We start from the raw sequence: 19,787 nt of genomic DNA, 5'->3' as shown, positions 1-19,787 counted from the left end.
ACCTTAGTAGAATACCTCTTTTATTGTAACGAAATTTTCGAAATGTTTCTAGTTTCTTCTTTTTTAGCTGTATTTGCTTTATAATTATTATTGGTACACTATTTTTATTTTACAGAATTGAGGTGAATATATGAGCTGGAAAGGTTTAGTAGCAGGTCTTGGCGTTGGGTTCGCAGCTGGTTATCTTGTTGCAAACAAAGTACAAGAACAATCCCATATTTCTTCAGAAAAAGCATTGAAAATGGTGAAACAAGCATTAAGTCATAAAGGTGAAATTACTGGCTCTTGGGTACATATGGTTCCAGAGACATTTGAAAAATATGATGTCGCATACGAAGTTTATCGTGGCGGTCTTACAACGATGTTAGATGATATACAAGAACGATTTGAATTTTTAGTTGATGCTAAAACAGGTACTGTTTTAGAGGTTATAGCAGCATAAAAAGGAGGGTTCCCATTAGGTGAACCTCTTATTTTTTTGAAATTACGGGTAGTGATTGAAATTATATCAGCGATTTTTCTGTTATCGGCTTACCGACAAAAGCCGATAACAGAAAAAAAGGCTGCCCCAACAGACTTCTGGAACAACCTCCTCCTTTTAAGCTTCTATACTCGTTTTCCGCTCTATCTTTTCTACAATATGCCCTTCCTCATTCCACTTTACTGCACGGTAATACGCGTCATGATAAAACGTAAACCATGCCTCTTTTTCAGCGCCGTACTTCATCCACTTTTGCTTATTTTCAATCGATGTCATCGGATAATCATCATAGGCCATTACCCATAGTACATTTTGATGTGCATGCGTCGGCAAAAGATCTGCTAAATGAAGCATCGTTTCACCTTTACTTTCCAAAGCAACAACTGCATGTCCATCACTATGACCGCCCGTATGCGCCATTTTTATTTCATCTGTAATTTCTATTTCTTGCTGAAACGTAACAACTTGATCTATAATTGGCTCCCAATTTTCCTTCCAATATGTATTGCGCGACCTGATATTTGGGTTCCTCATTTCATCCCATTCTGTTTCACTAACGTAAACTTTCGCATTCGGAAACGCTGGCACAAGTTGATCACCTTTCCATTTTGTTAAACCAGATGCATGATCAAAATGCAGGTGTGTCATTAAAACATAATGAATATCTTCAGACTTTAATCCTAGTTTTTCTAATGATTCATAAACCGATGACTCTTCTGTTACACCTTGATTTCGCTTCATCTTCTCATTCAATTTACCGTTTCCTATTCCGGAATCAATCAGCATATTACCATCTTTCGTTTGCAAAAGTAACGGATCTGTTCGTAAATAAATATGGTTTGTATCATTATGTTTATATTTACGTGACCAAAGTACTTTCGGCACGACACCAAACATTGCTCCTCCGTCTAAATGTGTATTCCCGCCTTTTAACCATGTCACTTTTATATCTCCAATTTGTAACTGTTCCATCACACATCCCCCTTTTTATTTAATTTTAACATAAAATTCTGATTATTTTAGTTACAAAAAACCTATGCATTACTGCATAGGCTCTGTACGATATTTCGCTTCAACTCGGTAAATACGATGACCTTTACTAGAGAATTTTTCTTCGTATTCAGTCATGATGTTACCTTCATAATCACTATTATGAAGATCTAAGCTTAAGTAAGTTAGTAACATACCATACTCAGCCATACTCATTAGAGAGTATTCAAATAAACCTTGGTTATCTGTTTTGAAATGAATTTCTCCACCTTCTACTAACACTTCTTCATAATTGCGTAAGAACGTTTTATACGTTAAACGACGCTTCGTATGACGTTTCTTTGGCCATGGATCTGAGAAGTTTAAATAAACGCGATCAATCTCACCTTGTGCAAAGAAAACTTTTAAATCTTCAGCATCTTTATTAATTAACTTTAAGTTCGGTAATTCTTCTTCAATTAATTTATCAAGTGCATCTACAACAACACTCGTGAATTTTTCAATTCCAATATAATTAATATGCGGATTTGCTTTTGCCATATCATACATAAAACGACCACGACCTGTACCTACTTCAATATGAATTGGGTGGTCATTTCCAAATACTTCTTTCCAGTTACCAGCGCGCTCCTCTGGGTTTCCGATTACGATATGTGCATACTCATTAATTCGATCCATTGCATATGGTTTATGTCTTAAACGCATAGATGTTTCCCTCTCTTTACATAGCTATTTTAAAGGAATAATTCCTTCTTTCTGTTTTAATCAATCTCCCAAACAAAAAACCAAGTACGTACGAGCACTCGGTCCGTTTCTTTCAAGTATAAGATGTACCATTTTGATAAAAACTACATACAGCATTAAACATTCCATGACGAAACAGCTTTTTCTCTTACATTTGAAGAGAAAAACAATCGAAAGGATGATCCGTTCATGCCAATTAATCAACAACATCAATTAGAAGTGCTGAAAGATATTTTAGTCAATCACCAAAGTGATTGCTGCGGGACAGTTTCTGAATGCGAGCAATTAGAGCGTCTCATTCAATCGTTACTCGCAAACGATAATATAAGTAGTGACGCTAAAACAATGCTAAACGATGTATATTCTTATAGTCAATCGGGTAAATCTTCCTCTAATTTGGACAACCACATTTCCAATAATCAAGAACAACTTACTCAGTGGATTGCTGGAATGGACAATTTTTCTTAAGTATTACTCTGAAGCAAGTAGTTGCTGTAAATATTGATGCCAATATTCAGCTTCTGCTTGCTGCTTTTTTGTTGTGTGCCATTGAATAGACAAAATCGTTTGTGCTATTACATACCATCTCATACGCCTAAGCAGCGATTCATCCATTTCAATATCATAATATTCGAGCCACTCGCTCCATTCTTGGCGCGGAATGTACCAATATAATAACATACCGAGGTCTAGAGCTGGGTCAGCAATTACAGCTCCATCCCAATCAATTAAAAACAACTCATCTTCATCCGACAATAACCAGTTGTTATGGTTTACATCACAATGGCATACAACGAATTCATTGTATTCAATATCTTTTAATGAATCCATTAAATATTGAAGGCCTTGCTGAATTGTTTCATCATCCCTTATATCTCCTCTTAAAACAAGTTGCAGTTGTTGTAATAACTCTTGTGCGTGAAGCGGCTGCTTCCCAAGTCTTTGAATCATCTGTACAAGCGCTTTAGAGGAGTGTATTTTCTTCAAAAGTTTCGCAACACGTTCTAGTTTCATATCCTCTGGCTCTAGCTTCTGTCCCGGAAGCCATTTTTGAGCAGAAATTACATCACCGTTCGTTACCCTTCTTGTCCAAAGTAATTTTGGAACAATTCCTTCTGCTGACAATACCGCTAAAAAGGGCGATGTATTCCGCTTTAAAAATAACTTCTGTTGTCCGTTTTGCGCAATATATGCATCGCCCGTTACTCCACCAGCCGGTACAAGACTCCACTCTTTTCCTAATAATTGTTCCAACCATTCCATATTCATTACCCGTTAACAAATCCTTATCTTTTATAGTTATGAAAAGAAAAACCGCAACATTTCTACACATGTTGTGGATTCATATATATTTTACTGTAAATGAAAAGAAAACTTGGCATAAGCCAAAAACTCTCTATTTTATTTTACAAAACCAGTCATAGAATGACAACTTATCAAAATCGTCACCTTTGTCAATTCTACATTTATTACATTCTCATCGTCAAGTAGCGATTTGTCACATTATCGTCAATATATACGTGCTAATTGGAGCGAGCCTCAGTTCCTTTCCTCTAAATGAAGAAATTGGCTCTATTTTCGCTTGCTTTTCGTTTACTAACACATGCCACGTTTCTTCTTTCGGAAGTTGCACCGTTTTAGCTTCTAAATCGCTATTAAATAAAACGACAATCTCTTTCCATGGTCCAAACGATTCTGCATGTTGTAGGTGATATGCAAGTACTTCTGAAGATGTTTGCAAAAAAGTCATGTGCTTTTTTATAAGTTCTGCGTTTTGTAATCGGAATGCTCCGTGCTCTTTGCGAATCGCTATTAAGCCTTTTATATAGTTAACGGTCTCTATCTCTTTCTCTTTTTGATCCCAATCTAATTGATTAATTTTATCATTTGCATTATAACTATTTTCATTTCCTTGCTTCGTACGATAAAACTCTTGCCCAGCATGTAAGAAAGGAATCCCTTGCGACAGAATCACCATTGCGCTCGCTAGAAGGTGACGTTTTTTCAAAATCTCTTCTGGCTCTTCATTACTACGCATTAGTTTATCCCACATCGTCATATTGTCATGACATTCTACATAGTTAATGCTTTGCACAGGCTCTAGAAACAAACCTGTTTCTTTCATACTCAAAAGGCTTCCTGATGCTATATACTGCAAATGATTACAGTCTACATGCCCACCAAGTGCAAACCCACGTTTATTTATATGAAAGGTACTCCCTTTTATCCCATCACGAAATTGATCATTAAATTGCGCGATATGCGGCATTTTTTTTGCATTATTTAACGTTGCTTTTTCCTCTAGAGGAAGTGGGGTTTGTAGATCCCATCCTTCTCCTAATAACAATGCATCTCGCTTTATGTTTCGCACTTCTTTTTCTATTATATTCAATGTATCAACATCTAAAATTCCCATTAAATCGAATCGGAATCCATCAACATTGTATTCAGTAAGCCAATATAAAATAGACTCTACAATGAATTTCCTCATCATTTTCCGTTCAGATGCTATATCATTGCCGACTCCCGTCCCATTAGAAGGCATACCATCTTCACCATGACGAAAATAATATCCTGGGACAAGCTTTTCAAATGATGATAGCTCTCTTTCATAAACATGATTATATACAACATCTATAATCACCCTTATGCCGTGCTCATGAAATGTTTCAATCAGTTGCTTACACTCTACTATCCTGTTATATGGGTCAGAGGGGTTTGTAGCATAAAATCCTGTTGGCGCATTGTAATATAATGGATTGTAACCCCAATTATATGCAGAGGAAGGATTCGCCTCATCTACACCACCGAAACAATATAAAGGTAATAATTCAACATGTGTAACACCTAAATCTTTTATATGAGACAAGCCTGTTAACGTCCCATTTTGCCCTGTTGTCCCTTCTTCCATTAGCCCTTTATATGTTCCTTTTTTACTCGCTCCACTGTTTGGATGAATAGTGGCATCACGAATATGCAGTTCATACAATATGACATCTGTCATTGCCTGCAATGGTGGTAATTGCTCTTGCTTTGTTACATTCGTCTTTTCCAAATCGATAACAACGCCGTACTTCCCATTTACAGTCACTGACTTTGCGTAAGGATCCACTGCTTCATTCCATATTAAATTAATACAAACAAGAAATGTATATCGAGCTCCATCGTGATCCCCTTGTAATGTATGGGCCCAAACGCCATTCTCTCCTCTATACATTTCATGATCGGTATATTCTTTATCACTTTTATAAATCCTTACTTTCGCAAGCCTCGCAGTTGGAGCCCATACTTTAAATGTCGTTTCCTCTTTTTGATACACAGCACCTAAATCTGTACCTTCGTAATAATACTTTTCATCGAAAATCGCTGTTCTTATGACAGCACCTATTTGTAAATCTGTTTCTTCATTCCGTTCATCTCGTACTGTATAATACTTCCCCACATCTAGCGGCTCTTTTATAAAGCACTCATACTTCGTTGCATCCGGAAGCGCAATCGTATGAGAAATCGGTAAATCTTTCACGTTACTTCCTTCTTGCAAACGAAATGTCCGACTTGTTCCATACGCATGTGGGAGCAAAATTGTAATTTTATTCATTTCATCTAAATAGGCATCAAATGGACGTTTTACTTTCAACATAAAAAAATCACCATCATTCTCAAAGTTAAAATAAAGTGAACCTTTAATTAGTGGTTATTTTGTTCATCCCACTGATTATTGCCCCCAACAATCGGGCAGTTATCTCCCCACCTAATTTCCTCGCATTCGCCGAATTTTGAGGTAGAGTCTGACTGTCCGCAAATAGCGGGATGAAACGAGCTACAAATGATAAGGCTTTTCTGATCAGTAAGACTCTATACAGTAACTCCATTATTCTCTATAGTATATTCACCTGTATAAAAAACGTTTTCATACATTCTATTTTTGTAATTTTATTTCAGCAATCGCTTTATACTTCGGTGTCTCCTTCACGTGAGATTCGTATAAAGTAATCGTATCCGCTTGAAATGATATTTCAGGTACTTCCTTTATATGTTCTAAATCAAACTTTTCTTCTCCTACCCATTTACGAGCAACAGTAATATGCGGATGATACGGGCGTGTTTCTAAAGAAAATCCATTTCCTTCACACATATTGTGTACTTGCTTTTGCAATTGAAACAAATCTTGATTCTCGCTTACCTTCGACCAAAAAATACGCGGCCTGTCTTCCATACCGAACGTTGCAAATCCTTGTAATGTGAACGATAGTTCTTTCGTTTCTATAAGTGTTTGTAATCCATTCTTTATTCCTTCTAATTGTTCCTCTGTCGCACTCCCTAAAAATGAAAGGGTAATATGATAGTCTTCTTTATGTACCCATGAACGAAATGGCAATTCCTCTTTCATTTCCTCTTTATAGTTAGACAGCACTTCTTTTATATGATTTGGTAACGTAATCGCGACAAAATAATGCGGATCCATCTACATTTTCTCCTTCTTTCTATTGTTGCTTTTCTTTCTTATCTCATTCAGGTAAAAAGAAGCCGCCCTCCAAAATAGAGAGCGGTCATTATTTATATATCCATTACTTCGCTAATTCATGAATTGCTTGCGCGTAAATTGCTGTTGCTTTTAATAAGTCTTCAATTTCAATGTACTCGTCTTTTTGATGCGCAAGTTCTTCTTTTCCAGGGAACAACGGACCAAACGCAACGCCAGCTTTCAATGAACGAGCGTAAGTACCGCCGCCAATTGCTAATAGCTCTGCTTTTTCTCCTGTTTGTTCTTCATATACGCGTTGCAACGTACGAATTAATACGTGATCTTTATCAACGTGATGCGGGCGAGAGTTTGAATAATCTGCCACTTCAAATCCATGAGTACCAACGTATTCTTTTAACTTTGCAATCGTTTCTTCAAAGTTAGTCGTAACTGGATAACGTACATTTAATCCTAAATTGCCACCATTTTCTTTCGTATAAGAAAGGCGACCAACATTTACTGTTAATGGTCCGCTAATATCGTCTTTATAAGAAATACCAGCTTTCTCTCCTAAAATATCTCCTGTAAATGTTTCTGTTACAAACGATGCAAACGAAGCCCCTTTTCCATCAAGAGCAACTTTCGTTAAAACGTTTGCCAGTAATAAACCGGCATTCTCGCCCTTCTCCGGAGTAGATCCGTGAGCTGAAATCCCTTTGATTTGCAACGTCACCGTATTACCTTCTACAATTGCTTCACCTATTTTTTTAGCAGTTTGTAAATACTCTTCATATGCTACTGTAAGAGCATTTACATCTTCTCCTGTAATAATCGCTTCTGCAAAATCAGGAACCATATTTAAACGGCGACCTGATTCAAATGAAACAAGTTCATATGTCCCCTTCTTCTCTTCACTACCATTTTGCACAACTTGTATATCAGAAATTCCTTTTTCTGCATTAATAATCGGAAAGTCCGCGTCTGGCGCAAAACCGATTGTTGGCATTTCTTCGTTTTTAAAGTAGTGGTCTACACATTTCCAATTGCTTTCCTCATCTGTTCCTAAAATCATACGAACGCGCTTTGAAAGAGGTAAACCTAATTCTTTCACAATTTTCATCGCATAATAAGCTGCCATCGTTGGGCCTTTATCATCAATTGCACCACGTGCAAAAATCTTTCCGTCGCGAATATCCGCGCTATATGCCGGAGTCGTCCAGCCATCTCCTTCTGGTACAACATCAACGTGACAAAGAATACCTACTAATTCTTCTCCTTGTCCCATTTCAAGATGACCTGCATACCCCTCTAAATTTTTAGAAGCAAAACCTTCAGCTTCTCCTTTATGTAACATGAAAGATAAAGCTTTTTCTACACCTTCACCGAATGGTGCGCCCTCTTTCGCCGATTCTTCTTCCCATACACTTTTAATTTGTAAAAATTGTTGTGTATCACGAATTAAATCATCTTTTCGTTTTGCAACTTCTTCTGTCCAATTAATCGCTGACATCACGCATCCATCCTTCACTATATTGTTTCCTTCATCATAACAAACCGAAATCTCTTATGCCATACACGAAACTCAAATACCGAACAATTGTAATATTTCAGATATTTCTCATTAGTTTTTCTTTTATTTTCCCAAAAAAATTTGCAGGAATTTGGCGTTTTACGTAGAATTTTATGTGTTAGTTGACTGACCATATATATAATGTCAACTACCAATATTTTTCTATATGAATCTTTGTTAAACTTTTGTAAAATTTAAGTAGATTAAAGCATGAATTTTATCATGTAGAGTACAATGGTAGTAACGACCTTCTTTCCTGAATGGGGTCAAAAAAACTAGTAGAGGAGTGGTTTTCTCTTGAAACCTACAACTACTCGTATGCTAACACGCATTAAATCAATTTATATGTACATCAATGAAAACGGAACGGTAACGACGAAAGACCTTGTAGATGAGTTCGGGATCACACCGCGAACGATACAACGTGATCTAAATGTGTTGCAGTTTAATGAACTCGTGTATAGCCCTTGCCGCGGTAAGTGGACAACAACAGGAAAGAAAGTGAGAATGACCTCATAACGAAAAATAATTGTATGTAAATAAATACATACCCCTTTCTAACTCATTAGAAAGGGGTCTTTTCTGCGCCTAAAAACAGCACTATTTCTCAGTATCTACTTGATATGTTCTTAACATTTCTACTTCTTCATCTGATAGCTCTCGGTATTGTCCAAGTTCTAGCTCTTCATCTAATACTAACGGTCCCATCTCTGTTCTCTTTAGGTAGACTACTTTTTTCCCTACCGCTTCAAACATACGCTTCACTTGATGGAACTTTCCTTCTGTAATGACAAGCTCGATTTCAGAAATATCATCGCTTTTTAATATTGTGAGTGCCCCTGGCTTTGTTTCATAGCCATCATCTAAAATAACACCTTTAGCAAACTCTTCTACATCCTCTTCTGTTACTACTCCTGCAACGTGTGCATAATATTTTTTCGGCACATGCTTTTTCGGAGATAACAATTGATGTGATAACTTCCCGTCGTTTGTTATTAATAAGAAACCTTCTGTATCAATATCAAGTCTTCCAACTGGGAACGGATCAAAGATTGCATCTTCTAATTCTAATAAATCTATTACCGTTTCATGGTTATCATCTTCTGTCGCTGAAATAACGCCTTGTGGTTTATGCATCATTAAGTAAACAAACTCTTTATATTCCACAACTTCACCGTGAATCATAACTTCTTGTTCTTCTACATTTACATGAACCTTTGCATCTTTCACTGGCGTTCCATCAATTTTCACAACGCCGTCTTTCAATAATTTCTTTACTTCTTTTCTACTTCCATATCCCATATTCGCTAATAATTTATCTAATCTCACGTTTTTCACCTTCTTTATTTATCATAGAAAAGGGGACGTAATTACGCCCCTTTTGATTTCAACTTTATTTTGAATCTACTGCCAAGTTTACGTTGAATTTTCTCTAATGCTTCTCCGCCAAATACTCTTTCAAGTACTCCTGTGCGAATCGCTAACAATCCGTAAACAAGACCACCAATACCTGCACAAACCACAACTGTAATAAGAGCACCAATTCGGCCATCAGGCGAAATCATGAAGGATAGAATCCATTGTGATAACTTTACAGCAACGACCATTACAAGTGTTAATACTGCAATTTGGAAAGTTCTCTTATATACAACACCAAATGAATAGTGTGCATGTTTTTTAATTTGTCTATTCGTATACCATACGGAAGCTAAGAAGCCGACTGCTGTTGCTAAAATCGCTCCAACTGTACCGAAATAACGAATAAAGATTACGTTACATACAAATTTCAAAATAACACCCATGATAAGCGCGATAATCGCATGCTTCTGTTGGTTAATCCCTTGCAAAATTGCTGCTGTTACTGTAAATAAAGCGAATAACAACGCAACCGGTGCATACCACATTAATACTTGTCCACCTAATGGATCTGAGTCGTAAAACGCAGTATAAATTGGATATGCAAGTGTTGAAATACCGACAACTGCTGGCAATGTTAAGAACATATTTGCCTGGAATGTTTGTGTAATTTGTAACTTTAAATAACGATATTGTTTTTCAGTAAATGATTTTGTAATCGCTGGTACAAGCGTTAAACTAAACGCTGTCGCAAGCGATACAGGAATCATAATTAATTTATGCGTCCACATTGTGAAAATACCAAGCGCACGTTCTGCGATATCACCTTGGCCAATCGCCTGCATAATTGAGTTAAATGTCAATGTATCAATTTGTTGATATAAAGGAATCGTTAACCCAATTACAACGTAAGGAATCGCATATGCAAATAATTCTTTAAATAGTTGAACGGTACTCACTGTCGATTCTGGTGCGGTTTGTTCAATTAAATATTGATCCAAATGTTTTTTCCGTTTTAACCAGTACCAAATGAGTACACCGAGCGCTCCAACTGCCGAAACAAACGCAGCAAATGTCGCTACCCCAACTGCTGTTGCAACTGTACCGCCAAGTACTTTAATAACGATAAAACTACCCGCTAATAAAAAGACGATACGAATAATTTGCTCAATAATTTGCGAAACAGTAGTGGGCCCCATTGATTGGTGACCTTGGAAATAACCACGAATTAAACTCGCTGCTGGTACAACAATAAGAGCAAAACTTACAAGACGAATAATCGTCGTAACTTCTTCTACATTACTGTGTATACTTTGTTTACCAAGCATTGCTTCTGCAAACAGTGGCGCCGTCATGTATAGAACTAGGAACGAAAGAACTCCTGTTACTATCATCATAACCATTCCCGAGCGGAACATTCTCCGGCTCGTTTTATAATCGCCAAGCGCATTATATTTGGAAACAAATTTTGAAACAGCAAGCGGCACCCCTGCCGTTGCGATACTTAAAAAGATCGTATATGGAATGTATCCATATGTATAGAGCGTTCCGCCTTCTGTACCTACTAATGCATGAAACGGAAAGACGTAAATCATGCCTAAGAACTTTACTAAAAATGTCCCTAACGTAACAATAAGCGTTCCGCGCAGAAATTTCGAATCGGACATACAAAAATCCTCCTACATCTACATAAAGTGAAACTTTAATCAGTGTGGTGTTCTTCCCCACTGATTATTAGTTGAACCAATCGGGCGTTTACGGGCAGTTTATCTTCCACCTTACTTCCTGGCTCTAGCCGAATTTTGAGGTGGGAGTTTTACTGCCCACAAATAGCGGGATAAAGTGAAGCTATAATTAGCGGGAGACTCCCCTCCTACTAATCATTCGAGCATTTACGGACCTTTTTAACTCCCTCTTTACTTCTCATAAATCTTAAGATGGTAGTCTTATTGCCCACAAATAGCAGGATAGTGCTGAACTCTAACTTTTGTATTGTACCACAATTCTCCCTGTAAGCAGTACTTCACTCTATTTTTCTTTTAAGGGAAAACATGCTATTCTTTTAGGCAGGAAATGTAGAAAATGAGGTCGATATATTATGCATTATGATGTTATTGTCATCGGCGGCGGGCCTTCTGGGCTAATGGCTGCAATCGGTGCTGCAGAAGAAGGCGCAAATGTCTTACTTCTTGATAAAGGAAACAAATTAGGGCGTAAACTTGCGATTTCTGGTGGCGGTCGCTGTAACGTAACGAACCGTCTACCACTTGATGAGATCGTTAAACATATACCAGGAAATGGCCGCTTTTTATACAGCGCTTTTTCTATTTTCAATAATGAAGATATTATTACATTCTTCGAAAATCTCGGTGTAAAACTGAAAGAAGAAGACCATGGCCGTATGTTCCCTGTATCAAATAAAGCACAATCGGTAGTAGACGCACTTTTAACACGATTAAAAGACTTAGGTGTAAAAATTCGTACGAATACACCTGTTGAAACGATTGAATATGAGAACGGGCAAACGCAGGCAGTAGTACTGCAAACTGGCGAAGTACTCGAAACAAATCACGTCGTTATCGCTGTTGGCGGAAAATCTGTTCCTCAAACCGGCTCTACTGGAGACGGATATGCTTGGGCTGAAAAAGCTGGGCATACCATTACAGAACTATTCCCAACAGAAGTACCAATCCTTTCAAACGAACCATTTATTCGTGACCGCTCCTTACAAGGTCTTGCTTTACGAGATGTAAACTTAAGCGTATTAAACCCGAAAGGAAAAGTTATCATTTCTCATAAAATGGACATGCTCTTCACTCATTTCGGCCTATCTGGTCCTGCTGCTCTTCGTTGTAGCCAATTCGTTGTGAAAGCACTGAAAAAGTTTAAAACGAATACAGTTCAAATGAGTATTGATGCATTGCCAGAAGAAAATAGTGAACAACTATTCCAGCGCATGCTGAAACAAATGAAGGAAGATCCGAAAAAAGGAATTAAAAACGTGCTAAAAGGTTATGTTCCTGAACGTTACTTCCTATTCTTATTAGAAAAAAATGAAATTGACGGTAGTGAACAAGCTGGACAAGTTTCTCACGAGAAGATTCGTGCACTTGTGAAAGACTTTAAAGAATTTACTGTAAATGTAAATGGTACGCAGTCAATTGAAAAAGCATTTGTTACTGGCGGCGGTGTATCCGTTAAAGAAATTAATCCGAAAGAAATGTCTTCTAAATTCACGAACGGCGTATATTTCTGCGGAGAAGTTCTTGATATTCACGGTTATACTGGCGGCTATAACATTACATCTGCTCTTGTTACTGGTAGAATTGCCGGAACAACAGCTGGAGAAAATGCAAAAATGCAGTATTAAAAAAGAAACAGGGCTTCCTGTTTCTTTTTTTATAGGTACATGAAATTATATAAGTGCTTTTGCAAGATATATCGGCGATCCAGCAAGAGATATCGACTTACCAACAAAGAACGACAAATATCCCCTCCTCTCACCCTCCCATTTCTTTTTTGTTGCTTTATATACCTTAGTACCTTTATATTTTATATTGTTGAACAATTGAAAAAGGGTAAGGGGAAAACAAATGAGAAAAAAAGTCATGATGTCTTTAATGCTAATGACGTTTCTTTCTGCGGTAGAAGGAACGATTGTTAGTACAGCGATCCCTCGTATAACGAGTGATTTGTCAGGCGTCGAACTTGTTAGTTGGGTATATGCAATTTATATGCTTGCAACAGCTGTTTCGACTCCAATATACGGAAAATTGGCTGATTTATTTGGCCGTAAAAAAGTTTTGCTCATTGGAGCAGCAATCTTCTTAATCGGTTCTGCACTTTGCGGAGTCGTTACATCAATGGAACAATTAATCTTCTTCCGTGCTCTTCAAGGTATAGGCGCTGGTGCTGTTATGCCGATCACAATGACGATTATTGGAGACCTATATAGCGAAGCGAAAGACCGCGCGAAAGCACAGGGCTGGATGAGTGCCGTTTGGGGTGTATCTGGTGTTATCGGGCCGTTAGTAGGTGGATTTTTAGTTGATTCTCTATCTTGGCGTTATATTTTCTTCTTAAACGTTCCATTCGGAATTATCGCTTGCTTAATGATTGCCATTTACTACAAAGAATCTATTAAGCCTGCTAAGCATCATATCGACTATCTTGGTGCAACAGTCTTCTCATTAAGTACGATCGCTCTACTATACGCACTATTAACAGGTAGCAGTAAGCAAAACTGGGGAGACATTACAATTATCGGTCTATTAATCTTTGCCGTCGTTTCATTCATTCTTTTCTTATTCATCGAGAAAAAATCTCCGGAACCATTAATTCCGCTAGCACTTTTCTCTAATCGTACATTATCTACGATAAACATACTAACTCTTATTGCTGGTGCAATGATTATTAGTATTACAATGTACCTTCCAATTTGGAGCCAAGGTGTATTAGGAAAAAATGCAACTGAAGCTGGACTTATTTTAATGCCAATTCCTGTTATGTGGACATTTGGCGCTATTTTCTCTGGTAACTTAGTTGGCAAATTAAAAACGAAACAGATCATTTTACTTGGAGCTAGCATTTTATCAGTTGCTACCTTCTTATTATTTACATTATCAACACATTCACCATCGTTCCTTATTTATGTAGCAGTCGGATTATTCGGATTAGGAATGGGGCTTGTAACACCGATTTACATGGTAACAATTCAAGCAGCCGTACCAGCACATACACGCGGAACAGCCGTAGGTTTAAACACATTTATTAATACATTTAGTCAAACATTAGGTGCTGCAATCTTTGGAACAATCTTCAATACGATGATTCATGCACGCGGCATTAAAAACCTTGACCTTGTATCTAGCGGACACGGCGGAACTACAGCAAATGTAGCAACCGAATCGCAAGAGGCATTAGCATCAAGTGTACACGTCATTTATATGAGTACTTTCGTATTAGCAGTATTTACATTAATTATCGCTTGGATTTTATTAAAGCCAGCTACACAAACAAGTGAGCAATAGTAAAGAGGATGACCATTTCGGTCATCCTCTTTTTACTCCTCATTCTCCACAATATGTTTCAGCATGGACAATTTATTATCCCAAAAACGTTCATAGTAGGAGAGCCACTGTTGTAATTCTTCTAACGGTTCCGGCTGCAAACGATATATTTTCTCTCTTCCGCTTTTTCTTCCGCTTACTAAATTCGCTTCCGAAAGAATATGAAGATGCTTTACAACCGCAGTACGACTCATCGGAAAATGATCCGTTATTTTTGAAATCGGTAACTCTTTGTCACTTAATAACCGTATTACTTCTCGGCGGGTTGGATCAGCAATTGCTTGAAATACATCATATTTCGCTGCTGATGAGGACACTTAGCCTTCGACAACCTTTTTCAGTTTTTCATTTACAATTGCTACCCATCCACCGCTCATTCTATCGCGAATAATAGAGCTCTTCGCATTCGCTTTCGGAAGAATTTCATCAGGATGTTTCCAGCCGCCGTGAATTAACGTAAATTCTGTTTTATTATCTCCTAGGTCTTTCAGATTAAATGAAACAATCCAGCCATCTGTATCCCATGAAAAAGATAGATGGTTTGGTTCATCAATTTCTAACACTTTACATGGTGATGGACCAAATGGTGATTGTACATGAAATTCATGTCCTACCTCTAATACAAAATCATTTGGCATAAACCATGACGAAATTCCTTCTGCAGTTGATACTACATTCCATACTTTTTGAATAGACGCGTTAAAAACGATCGTTTGTTTAATATCATCTAATGTATGTTGTTGTTCCATTTCCATTCTCCTTTATTCGGCGCTCAAATATAACACCTTTTGGTTACATCCAGATGATATAACACCTTTTAGTTTCATGTCAACGCTAATTCTTTTTTACTGTTGAGAAATCCTCAACATTTTTTCAACAGGACAAACACCCTCTCAGCATTCCTTCATAATATACTCACAAAGGCAACAAAAAATAAAAACTTCTCTTAACATGAAACCCCATCATTCATCTTGAAAGAAGAGCCTTGCTTATATCATGCGTATTTCGTCTCTCCTCCTTCCCTCAAGGGACACTACGCGGGATATGAAAAATCAGAAGGAATATGCCCACCATTTGAGTAGGTAGTTATTTCTCTTCTCCTCAACATTTCCTTAGGAGCGAAATGACTACCGACTCACTTTTTTCAAACAAAAATAAAAAGGGGATGAAAGCTATGTTCTATTGCATTAACTGTTCTGACATTCACCATGAAAAACATCCGAATGATAAAGTATTCAAAAACGGTTTTTATATCGATCCATTTTTAGGTGATCGCTATCACCTTGGTATGTGTACAGATGCCCAAAACCATGAAACAGGGGAGCCTCTTTTAACGACAAAGAAATTAGGTACACCCCAATCTATTATGAACGTATTACCGACACATGTTGTCCCAACATAAAGCATAAAAAAGAGCTGGCTCACCCAGCTCTTTTTTATGCTTTATAAACGATCATTGCTGAAAAACAATAAATTTGGTTTTCGTCATCGTTAATGGAAACACCAACTTGGTACTTAATATCTACAAAGTTACTATCATCAATCTTTTTCAAAAAAACATTTACAGCGTCTTCTAAGTCTTTTTCATGACTTTCATCAAACACTTTTACACGAATCATGTTAACACCATCCTAGATCGCAGCCCTCCGCCGCTTGATTATTGCCACGGTGCGTATCTATGATGCGATAAAATTTTCCGTCTTCATATATATATCCGTCTTCTAACACATATTGTTTACCTTCAGTATAGACATAAAACTTACCTATCATAAATTTACTCGTATATAATTCCAAACAATCTGGTCTAAATTTAGCTACCACTTTATTTGTAATATCAATTTTTATTGTGCGCCCCACCTTCTCTCCCTCCTTTGCAAAGAACGGATTTAGGTATATTGTATTAGCGATTTTACATTTTATGCTTAAAAATAAGTGGATATGCCTTCTTTCTTCGCCTGTACTATTTTTCTAAAAAACCATCAATAAGTAAAAGTAAAAAAATATAAAAAAAGAGTTTTTACTTATTGACTCAAATATTAATATTATGGTATTATATAAAATTTGACATTTTTACAAACTTGTGATATCATTAAAAGTGGTTACCACATATGGAGGTGGATGATTTGTTTCAAATTGGTGATAAAATCGTTTATCCAATGAACGGCGCAGGGGTCATCGAAGCCATTGAAGAGAAAGAAATATTAGGAACAACACGTCAATATTGTGTGATACGTATCATTAGTAAAGATATGCAAGTAATGCTTCCTATGGATCAACTAAAAAAATCAGGTATTCGTTATATCGTAGATAAATGTACGTTAGATGATATACTTATTGACTTTCAAAACGGGGAATCAGATACATCACTTTCCTGGAAACAAAGATATACAATGAATATGGAAAAAATGAAAAACGGCAATCTGCAAGATAGTGCAGAAGTTGTTCGGGATTTACTTCGCCGTAATAAAGAAAGAGCATTAAATGCGAGCGAAAAACAAATGCTAGATAATGCACGAAAAATGATGATTAGCGAAGTTGCACTCGTACAAAATGTTTCTGAACATCAAGCGACAGAATTTCTTCAAGATACAATTAATCATTAATTTTAAAATAGCTGGCCGCTATTTTTTTTTGCAAAAAGGACAAAGAGATCAAACTCTTTGTCCTTTTTATTACCCACGCCCAGCTTGAAATGATGGATATAACGTCATTCCGCCATCTGCAAATAGCGTAATTCCAGTTACATAGCTCGCCTCTGACGAAGCAAGCCAAGTTGCTACTGCTGCAATTTCTTCTGGTTTTCCAATGTAACCCATCGGTATCATACTTTCTACGTCAGCACGTTTTTTAGGGTCAGCAAACTTTTCTGCATTGATCGGCGTATTTATTGCACCTGGCCCAATATTATTTACTCGAATACCTTTCGGTGCGTATTCTAACGCTAACGTTTCTGTCATCAGTTTAATGCCACCCTTACTTGCTGCATAGTGCACAAATAATGGCCACGGAATCTTTTCATGAACGCTAGACATATTAATGACAGATCCTTTAATATCGTTTTCCACAAAATATTTAATCGCTTCACGGCTTCCTAAAAAAGCACCTGTTAAATTTGTATGAATTACTTTATTCCAATCCTCTAGCGGCATTTCATGAGATGGTACCGCGTTTTCTATTCCCGCATTATTAATCATAACGTCGAGCGTACCAAACTCTCTTACAGCAGATTGAATGAGATTCGCAACATCCGATTCACTCGTGACATCTCCTTTTACAGCAATCGCTTCTCCGCCTACCTTTTTAATTTCTTCTAGTACATCATGCGCTTCAGACTCTCGGGAGCGATAGTTAATAACCACTTTCGCTTTCTCCTTAGCAAACCTTACTCCCATCGCTCTTCCAAGACCAGTTGCTGATCCTGTAATAACGACGACTTTTCCTTCTAAATCACTATACATTTCAATACCCCCTTTAGCTTTTCGCAACACCTAACATAATTCCAGCTGCGATAATAAAAACGATACCGGCAACAATCCCCGTCAATTGGCGTTTCGTTTTCTTTTCACCTAATATAACAATCCCGCCAAGCGTCGAAATAATAATCCCCATTTGCGATAATGAAAAACTTGTTGCGACTCCGACACGCGGCTGCGAAATGAATAAAAACATATTTCCAGCTGCCCAAATTAATCCTGGAATAATATTTCGTATCGCATATTTATTAAATGGATGATGTTTAAACGTAAGTAAAATGCCCCCTAATACCATACCAACTGCTTGTGGTAATAAAGCCGACCAACCATCTACGTTAAAAAGCCTAATCACTACTACGTAAACTAAATAACCGACTGTTGAAATTAATAAAATGATAATGCCTCTTTTAAAATTCCCTGCTTGCTCTGCATTCTTTTCTTCTTCACTTTGAAGCGATGTTAAAATAACACCGATAATAATACAAACGAGCGCCAACACGCCAAGAACGACTGATATTGTCGTAGACCACTCATGAAATACGATGACTCCAAATAAAGTCGTCGCAACTAATTGAAGTCCTGTCGAAATCGGCATCGTCCTCGAAACACCCATTAAATCAATACTTTTTAATTGATTCGCCTGACCAAGCGCCCAAAATAAACCTGACACAATTCCAACTCCAATAACAGTAGGAGTTAGTACTGGCTTCACAAAAATATAAACAACAATCGAGAAAATAAGTGCGCCAAGCGTCGTACCGAGCGTTTGACTATACGGTCCTCCGCCCAGTTTCACGTTAAATAACACAATACTTCCCCAAAATATAGCCGGTAAAATCGCTAAAAGTATATCCATCGCTCATTACCTTTCTCTACAAAATGTCATTAATTACCGCTCTACACCATGAGAGTGTGCTTTCATTTTTTCCTTCGCTCGTGCGCAAACCTTTTCTACGATTGCACTAGAGACATTTTTTTCTCGTTCCACCTTCTTTATTTTTATATGATCTAAATGATCTTCCAAAGTAAGTGTAACTTTATCATTCGGCGGATTATGCGCCCCTTGAAATGTAAGAAATTGTAGCGTCACTTCAAATCTAGGAACGAACTCATCTTTTTTGCCGAGACGCTTTATATTTATAACTGAATCACATTCATATTGATCTTCTGTCACTTGTCTAACAACTGAATAGTACCTATTCGATAATGCACTCTCTAAAAGTTGTTCTCTTGATTCTTTCGCGAAAGAATCACTTGGAGAAGAGAAAAAGGCCGCACATAGCATTGTGATAACTACACATATTTTTTTCATAGTTCCCTCCTTGTTCTATAGACTAGTGTTCTCAAAACTGCCATAAAAAAACGACTTTCCCTATGTAGGAAAGTCGTTTTAAGGAATCCAATATTAACCACCACTCACTGGCGGGATTAGTGCAACAACATCACCAGATTGAATCGTGTCATCTTCATTAGCGTATTCTTCATTAATCGCAACCATAATTGGTTCTGTCACTGCTACATTATATTCTTTCGCGACAACATTTTTTAACTCTGCAACCGTAATATTTTCTTTCTCTATTTGTAATTCACTTGTTCCTGCTTCCTCTTGCAAGTGCGCAAATAACAATACTCGAATCAT

At 37.2% G+C, this 19,787-nt stretch carries 23 protein-coding genes; 7 read left to right on the top strand and 16 right to left on the bottom strand.

Features of this window, described 5'->3' with window-relative positions:
• Nucleotides 1-130 precede the first annotated feature (130 nt).
• Nucleotides 131-442: a PepSY domain-containing protein gene (locus ACUN28_RS05530; protein WP_000118541.1), complete on the top strand. Its 312-nt coding sequence runs from the start codon at nt 131-133 to the stop codon at nt 440-442.
• A 156-nt stretch (nt 443-598) separates the two neighbouring features.
• On the opposite strand, the gene ACUN28_RS05525 is transcribed toward ACUN28_RS05530, so the two are convergent.
• A complete protein-coding gene (locus tag ACUN28_RS05525; RefSeq protein WP_016085905.1) occupies nt 599-1,453 on the bottom strand; it encodes a YtnP family quorum-quenching lactonase in 855 nt (284 codons plus the stop codon).
• Between the two features lie 69 nt (nt 1,454-1,522).
• Nucleotides 1,523-2,176 (bottom strand): tRNA (guanosine(46)-N7)-methyltransferase TrmB, encoded by a 654-nt coding sequence (gene trmB / locus ACUN28_RS05520; protein ID WP_016136871.1) that lies wholly within the window; start codon nt 2,174-2,176, stop codon nt 1,523-1,525.
• 228 nt (nt 2,177-2,404) lie between these two features.
• On the opposite strand from trmB, the gene ACUN28_RS05515 reads away from it, so the two are divergent.
• Complete coding sequence (locus tag ACUN28_RS05515; RefSeq protein ID WP_001122235.1) at nt 2,405-2,683, top strand: YtzH-like family protein; 279 nt, start codon at nt 2,405-2,407, stop codon at nt 2,681-2,683.
• A gap of 3 nt (nt 2,684-2,686) precedes the next feature.
• Here the strand turns inward: ACUN28_RS05515 and ACUN28_RS05510 are convergent, their stop codons facing one another.
• The 4 genes from ACUN28_RS05510 to pepV form a co-directional block, all read right to left on the bottom strand.
• Nucleotides 2,687-3,484 (bottom strand): phosphotransferase family protein, encoded by a 798-nt coding sequence (locus tag ACUN28_RS05510; protein ID WP_016085903.1) that lies wholly within the window; start codon nt 3,482-3,484, stop codon nt 2,687-2,689.
• Nucleotides 3,485-3,713: 229 nt separating this feature from the next.
• Complete coding sequence (gene pulA / locus ACUN28_RS05505) at nt 3,714-5,855, bottom strand: type I pullulanase (RefSeq protein WP_016085902.1); 2,142 nt, start codon at nt 5,853-5,855, stop codon at nt 3,714-3,716.
• Between the two features lie 279 nt (nt 5,856-6,134).
• Entirely contained in the window at nt 6,135-6,680 is a 546-nt protein-coding gene (thpR, locus tag ACUN28_RS05500) for an RNA 2',3'-cyclic phosphodiesterase (protein WP_016085901.1), read from the bottom strand.
• Nucleotides 6,681-6,783: 103 nt separating this feature from the next.
• The gene (gene pepV, locus ACUN28_RS05495) at nt 6,784-8,190 is read right to left on the bottom strand and encodes a dipeptidase PepV (protein WP_016085900.1); all 1,407 of its coding nucleotides are present in this window, start codon (nt 8,188-8,190) and stop codon (nt 6,784-6,786) included.
• A 357-nt stretch (nt 8,191-8,547) separates the two neighbouring features.
• On the opposite strand from pepV, the gene ACUN28_RS05490 reads away from it, so the two are divergent.
• A complete protein-coding gene (locus ACUN28_RS05490) occupies nt 8,548-8,769 on the top strand; it encodes a DeoR family transcriptional regulator (protein WP_000805512.1) in 222 nt (73 codons plus the stop codon).
• An 81-nt stretch (nt 8,770-8,850) separates the two neighbouring features.
• On the opposite strand, the gene ACUN28_RS05485 is transcribed toward ACUN28_RS05490, so the two are convergent.
• Nucleotides 8,851-9,579 carry a pseudouridine synthase gene (locus ACUN28_RS05485; RefSeq protein ID WP_016085899.1) on the bottom strand — a complete coding sequence of 243 codons (729 nt, stop codon included), beginning with the start codon at nt 9,577-9,579 and terminating at the stop codon, nt 8,851-8,853.
• Nucleotides 9,580-9,620: 41 nt separating this feature from the next.
• Nucleotides 9,621-11,273: a putative polysaccharide biosynthesis protein gene (locus ACUN28_RS05480; protein ID WP_016085898.1), complete on the bottom strand. Its 1,653-nt coding sequence runs from the start codon at nt 11,271-11,273 to the stop codon at nt 9,621-9,623.
• A 431-nt stretch (nt 11,274-11,704) separates the two neighbouring features.
• On the opposite strand from ACUN28_RS05480, the gene ACUN28_RS05475 reads away from it, so the two are divergent.
• Both ACUN28_RS05475 and ACUN28_RS05470 read left to right on the top strand, forming a co-directional pair.
• Nucleotides 11,705-12,976: a BaiN/RdsA family NAD(P)/FAD-dependent oxidoreductase gene (locus ACUN28_RS05475; protein WP_016085897.1), complete on the top strand. Its 1,272-nt coding sequence runs from the start codon at nt 11,705-11,707 to the stop codon at nt 12,974-12,976.
• Nucleotides 12,977-13,199: 223 nt separating this feature from the next.
• Entirely contained in the window at nt 13,200-14,636 is a 1,437-nt protein-coding gene (locus tag ACUN28_RS05470) for an MDR family MFS transporter (protein WP_016085896.1), read from the top strand.
• 32 nt (nt 14,637-14,668) lie between these two features.
• Here ACUN28_RS05470 and ACUN28_RS05465 read toward each other — a convergent pair whose 3' ends face one another.
• Together ACUN28_RS05465 and ACUN28_RS05460 are read right to left on the bottom strand one after the other, a co-directional pair.
• Nucleotides 14,669-14,992, bottom strand: coding sequence for an ArsR/SmtB family transcription factor (locus tag ACUN28_RS05465; protein ID WP_016085895.1), 324 nt, complete (start codon nt 14,990-14,992; stop codon nt 14,669-14,671).
• Nucleotides 14,993-15,424, bottom strand: a complete 432-nt coding sequence (locus tag ACUN28_RS05460) for an SRPBCC family protein (protein WP_016085894.1) — start codon at nt 15,422-15,424, stop codon at nt 14,993-14,995.
• Between the two features lie 425 nt (nt 15,425-15,849).
• Between ACUN28_RS05460 and ACUN28_RS05455 the strand changes: the two genes are divergently transcribed.
• Nucleotides 15,850-16,077 carry a DUF3973 domain-containing protein gene (locus tag ACUN28_RS05455; RefSeq protein WP_033659785.1) on the top strand — a complete coding sequence of 76 codons (228 nt, stop codon included), beginning with the start codon at nt 15,850-15,852 and terminating at the stop codon, nt 16,075-16,077.
• Between the two features lie 34 nt (nt 16,078-16,111).
• Here the strand turns inward: ACUN28_RS05455 and ACUN28_RS05450 are convergent, their stop codons facing one another.
• Nucleotides 16,112-16,294, bottom strand: a complete 183-nt coding sequence (locus tag ACUN28_RS05450) for a sporulation protein Cse60 (protein WP_000621751.1) — start codon at nt 16,292-16,294, stop codon at nt 16,112-16,114.
• Nucleotide 16,295: 1 nt separating this feature from the next.
• Nucleotides 16,296-16,532 (bottom strand): DUF2553 family protein, encoded by a 237-nt coding sequence (locus tag ACUN28_RS05445; RefSeq protein WP_000533797.1) that lies wholly within the window; start codon nt 16,530-16,532, stop codon nt 16,296-16,298.
• A gap of 251 nt (nt 16,533-16,783) precedes the next feature.
• Between ACUN28_RS05445 and ACUN28_RS05440 the strand changes: the two genes are divergently transcribed.
• Nucleotides 16,784-17,278, top strand: a complete 495-nt coding sequence (locus tag ACUN28_RS05440; RefSeq protein ID WP_080117830.1) for a CarD family transcriptional regulator — start codon at nt 16,784-16,786, stop codon at nt 17,276-17,278.
• A gap of 69 nt (nt 17,279-17,347) precedes the next feature.
• Here ACUN28_RS05440 and ACUN28_RS05435 read toward each other — a convergent pair whose 3' ends face one another.
• The 4 genes from ACUN28_RS05435 to moaD form a co-directional block, all read right to left on the bottom strand.
• A complete protein-coding gene (locus ACUN28_RS05435; RefSeq protein ID WP_016136872.1) occupies nt 17,348-18,133 on the bottom strand; it encodes a glucose 1-dehydrogenase in 786 nt (261 codons plus the stop codon).
• A 13-nt stretch (nt 18,134-18,146) separates the two neighbouring features.
• A complete protein-coding gene (glcU, locus tag ACUN28_RS05430) occupies nt 18,147-19,004 on the bottom strand; it encodes a glucose uptake protein GlcU (RefSeq protein ID WP_016085890.1) in 858 nt (285 codons plus the stop codon).
• Between the two features lie 33 nt (nt 19,005-19,037).
• Nucleotides 19,038-19,460 carry a DUF3888 domain-containing protein gene (locus tag ACUN28_RS05425; RefSeq protein WP_016085889.1) on the bottom strand — a complete coding sequence of 141 codons (423 nt, stop codon included), beginning with the start codon at nt 19,458-19,460 and terminating at the stop codon, nt 19,038-19,040.
• A gap of 93 nt (nt 19,461-19,553) precedes the next feature.
• Nucleotides 19,554-19,787 (bottom strand): molybdopterin converting factor subunit 1, encoded by a 234-nt coding sequence (gene moaD, locus ACUN28_RS05420; RefSeq protein WP_016085888.1) that lies wholly within the window; start codon nt 19,785-19,787, stop codon nt 19,554-19,556.

This window comes from Bacillus sp. WC2507 (assembly GCF_052656125.1).
The sequence above is the reverse complement of the archived record's forward strand: the minus strand, read 5'-3'. Positions and strand labels throughout refer to the sequence as shown.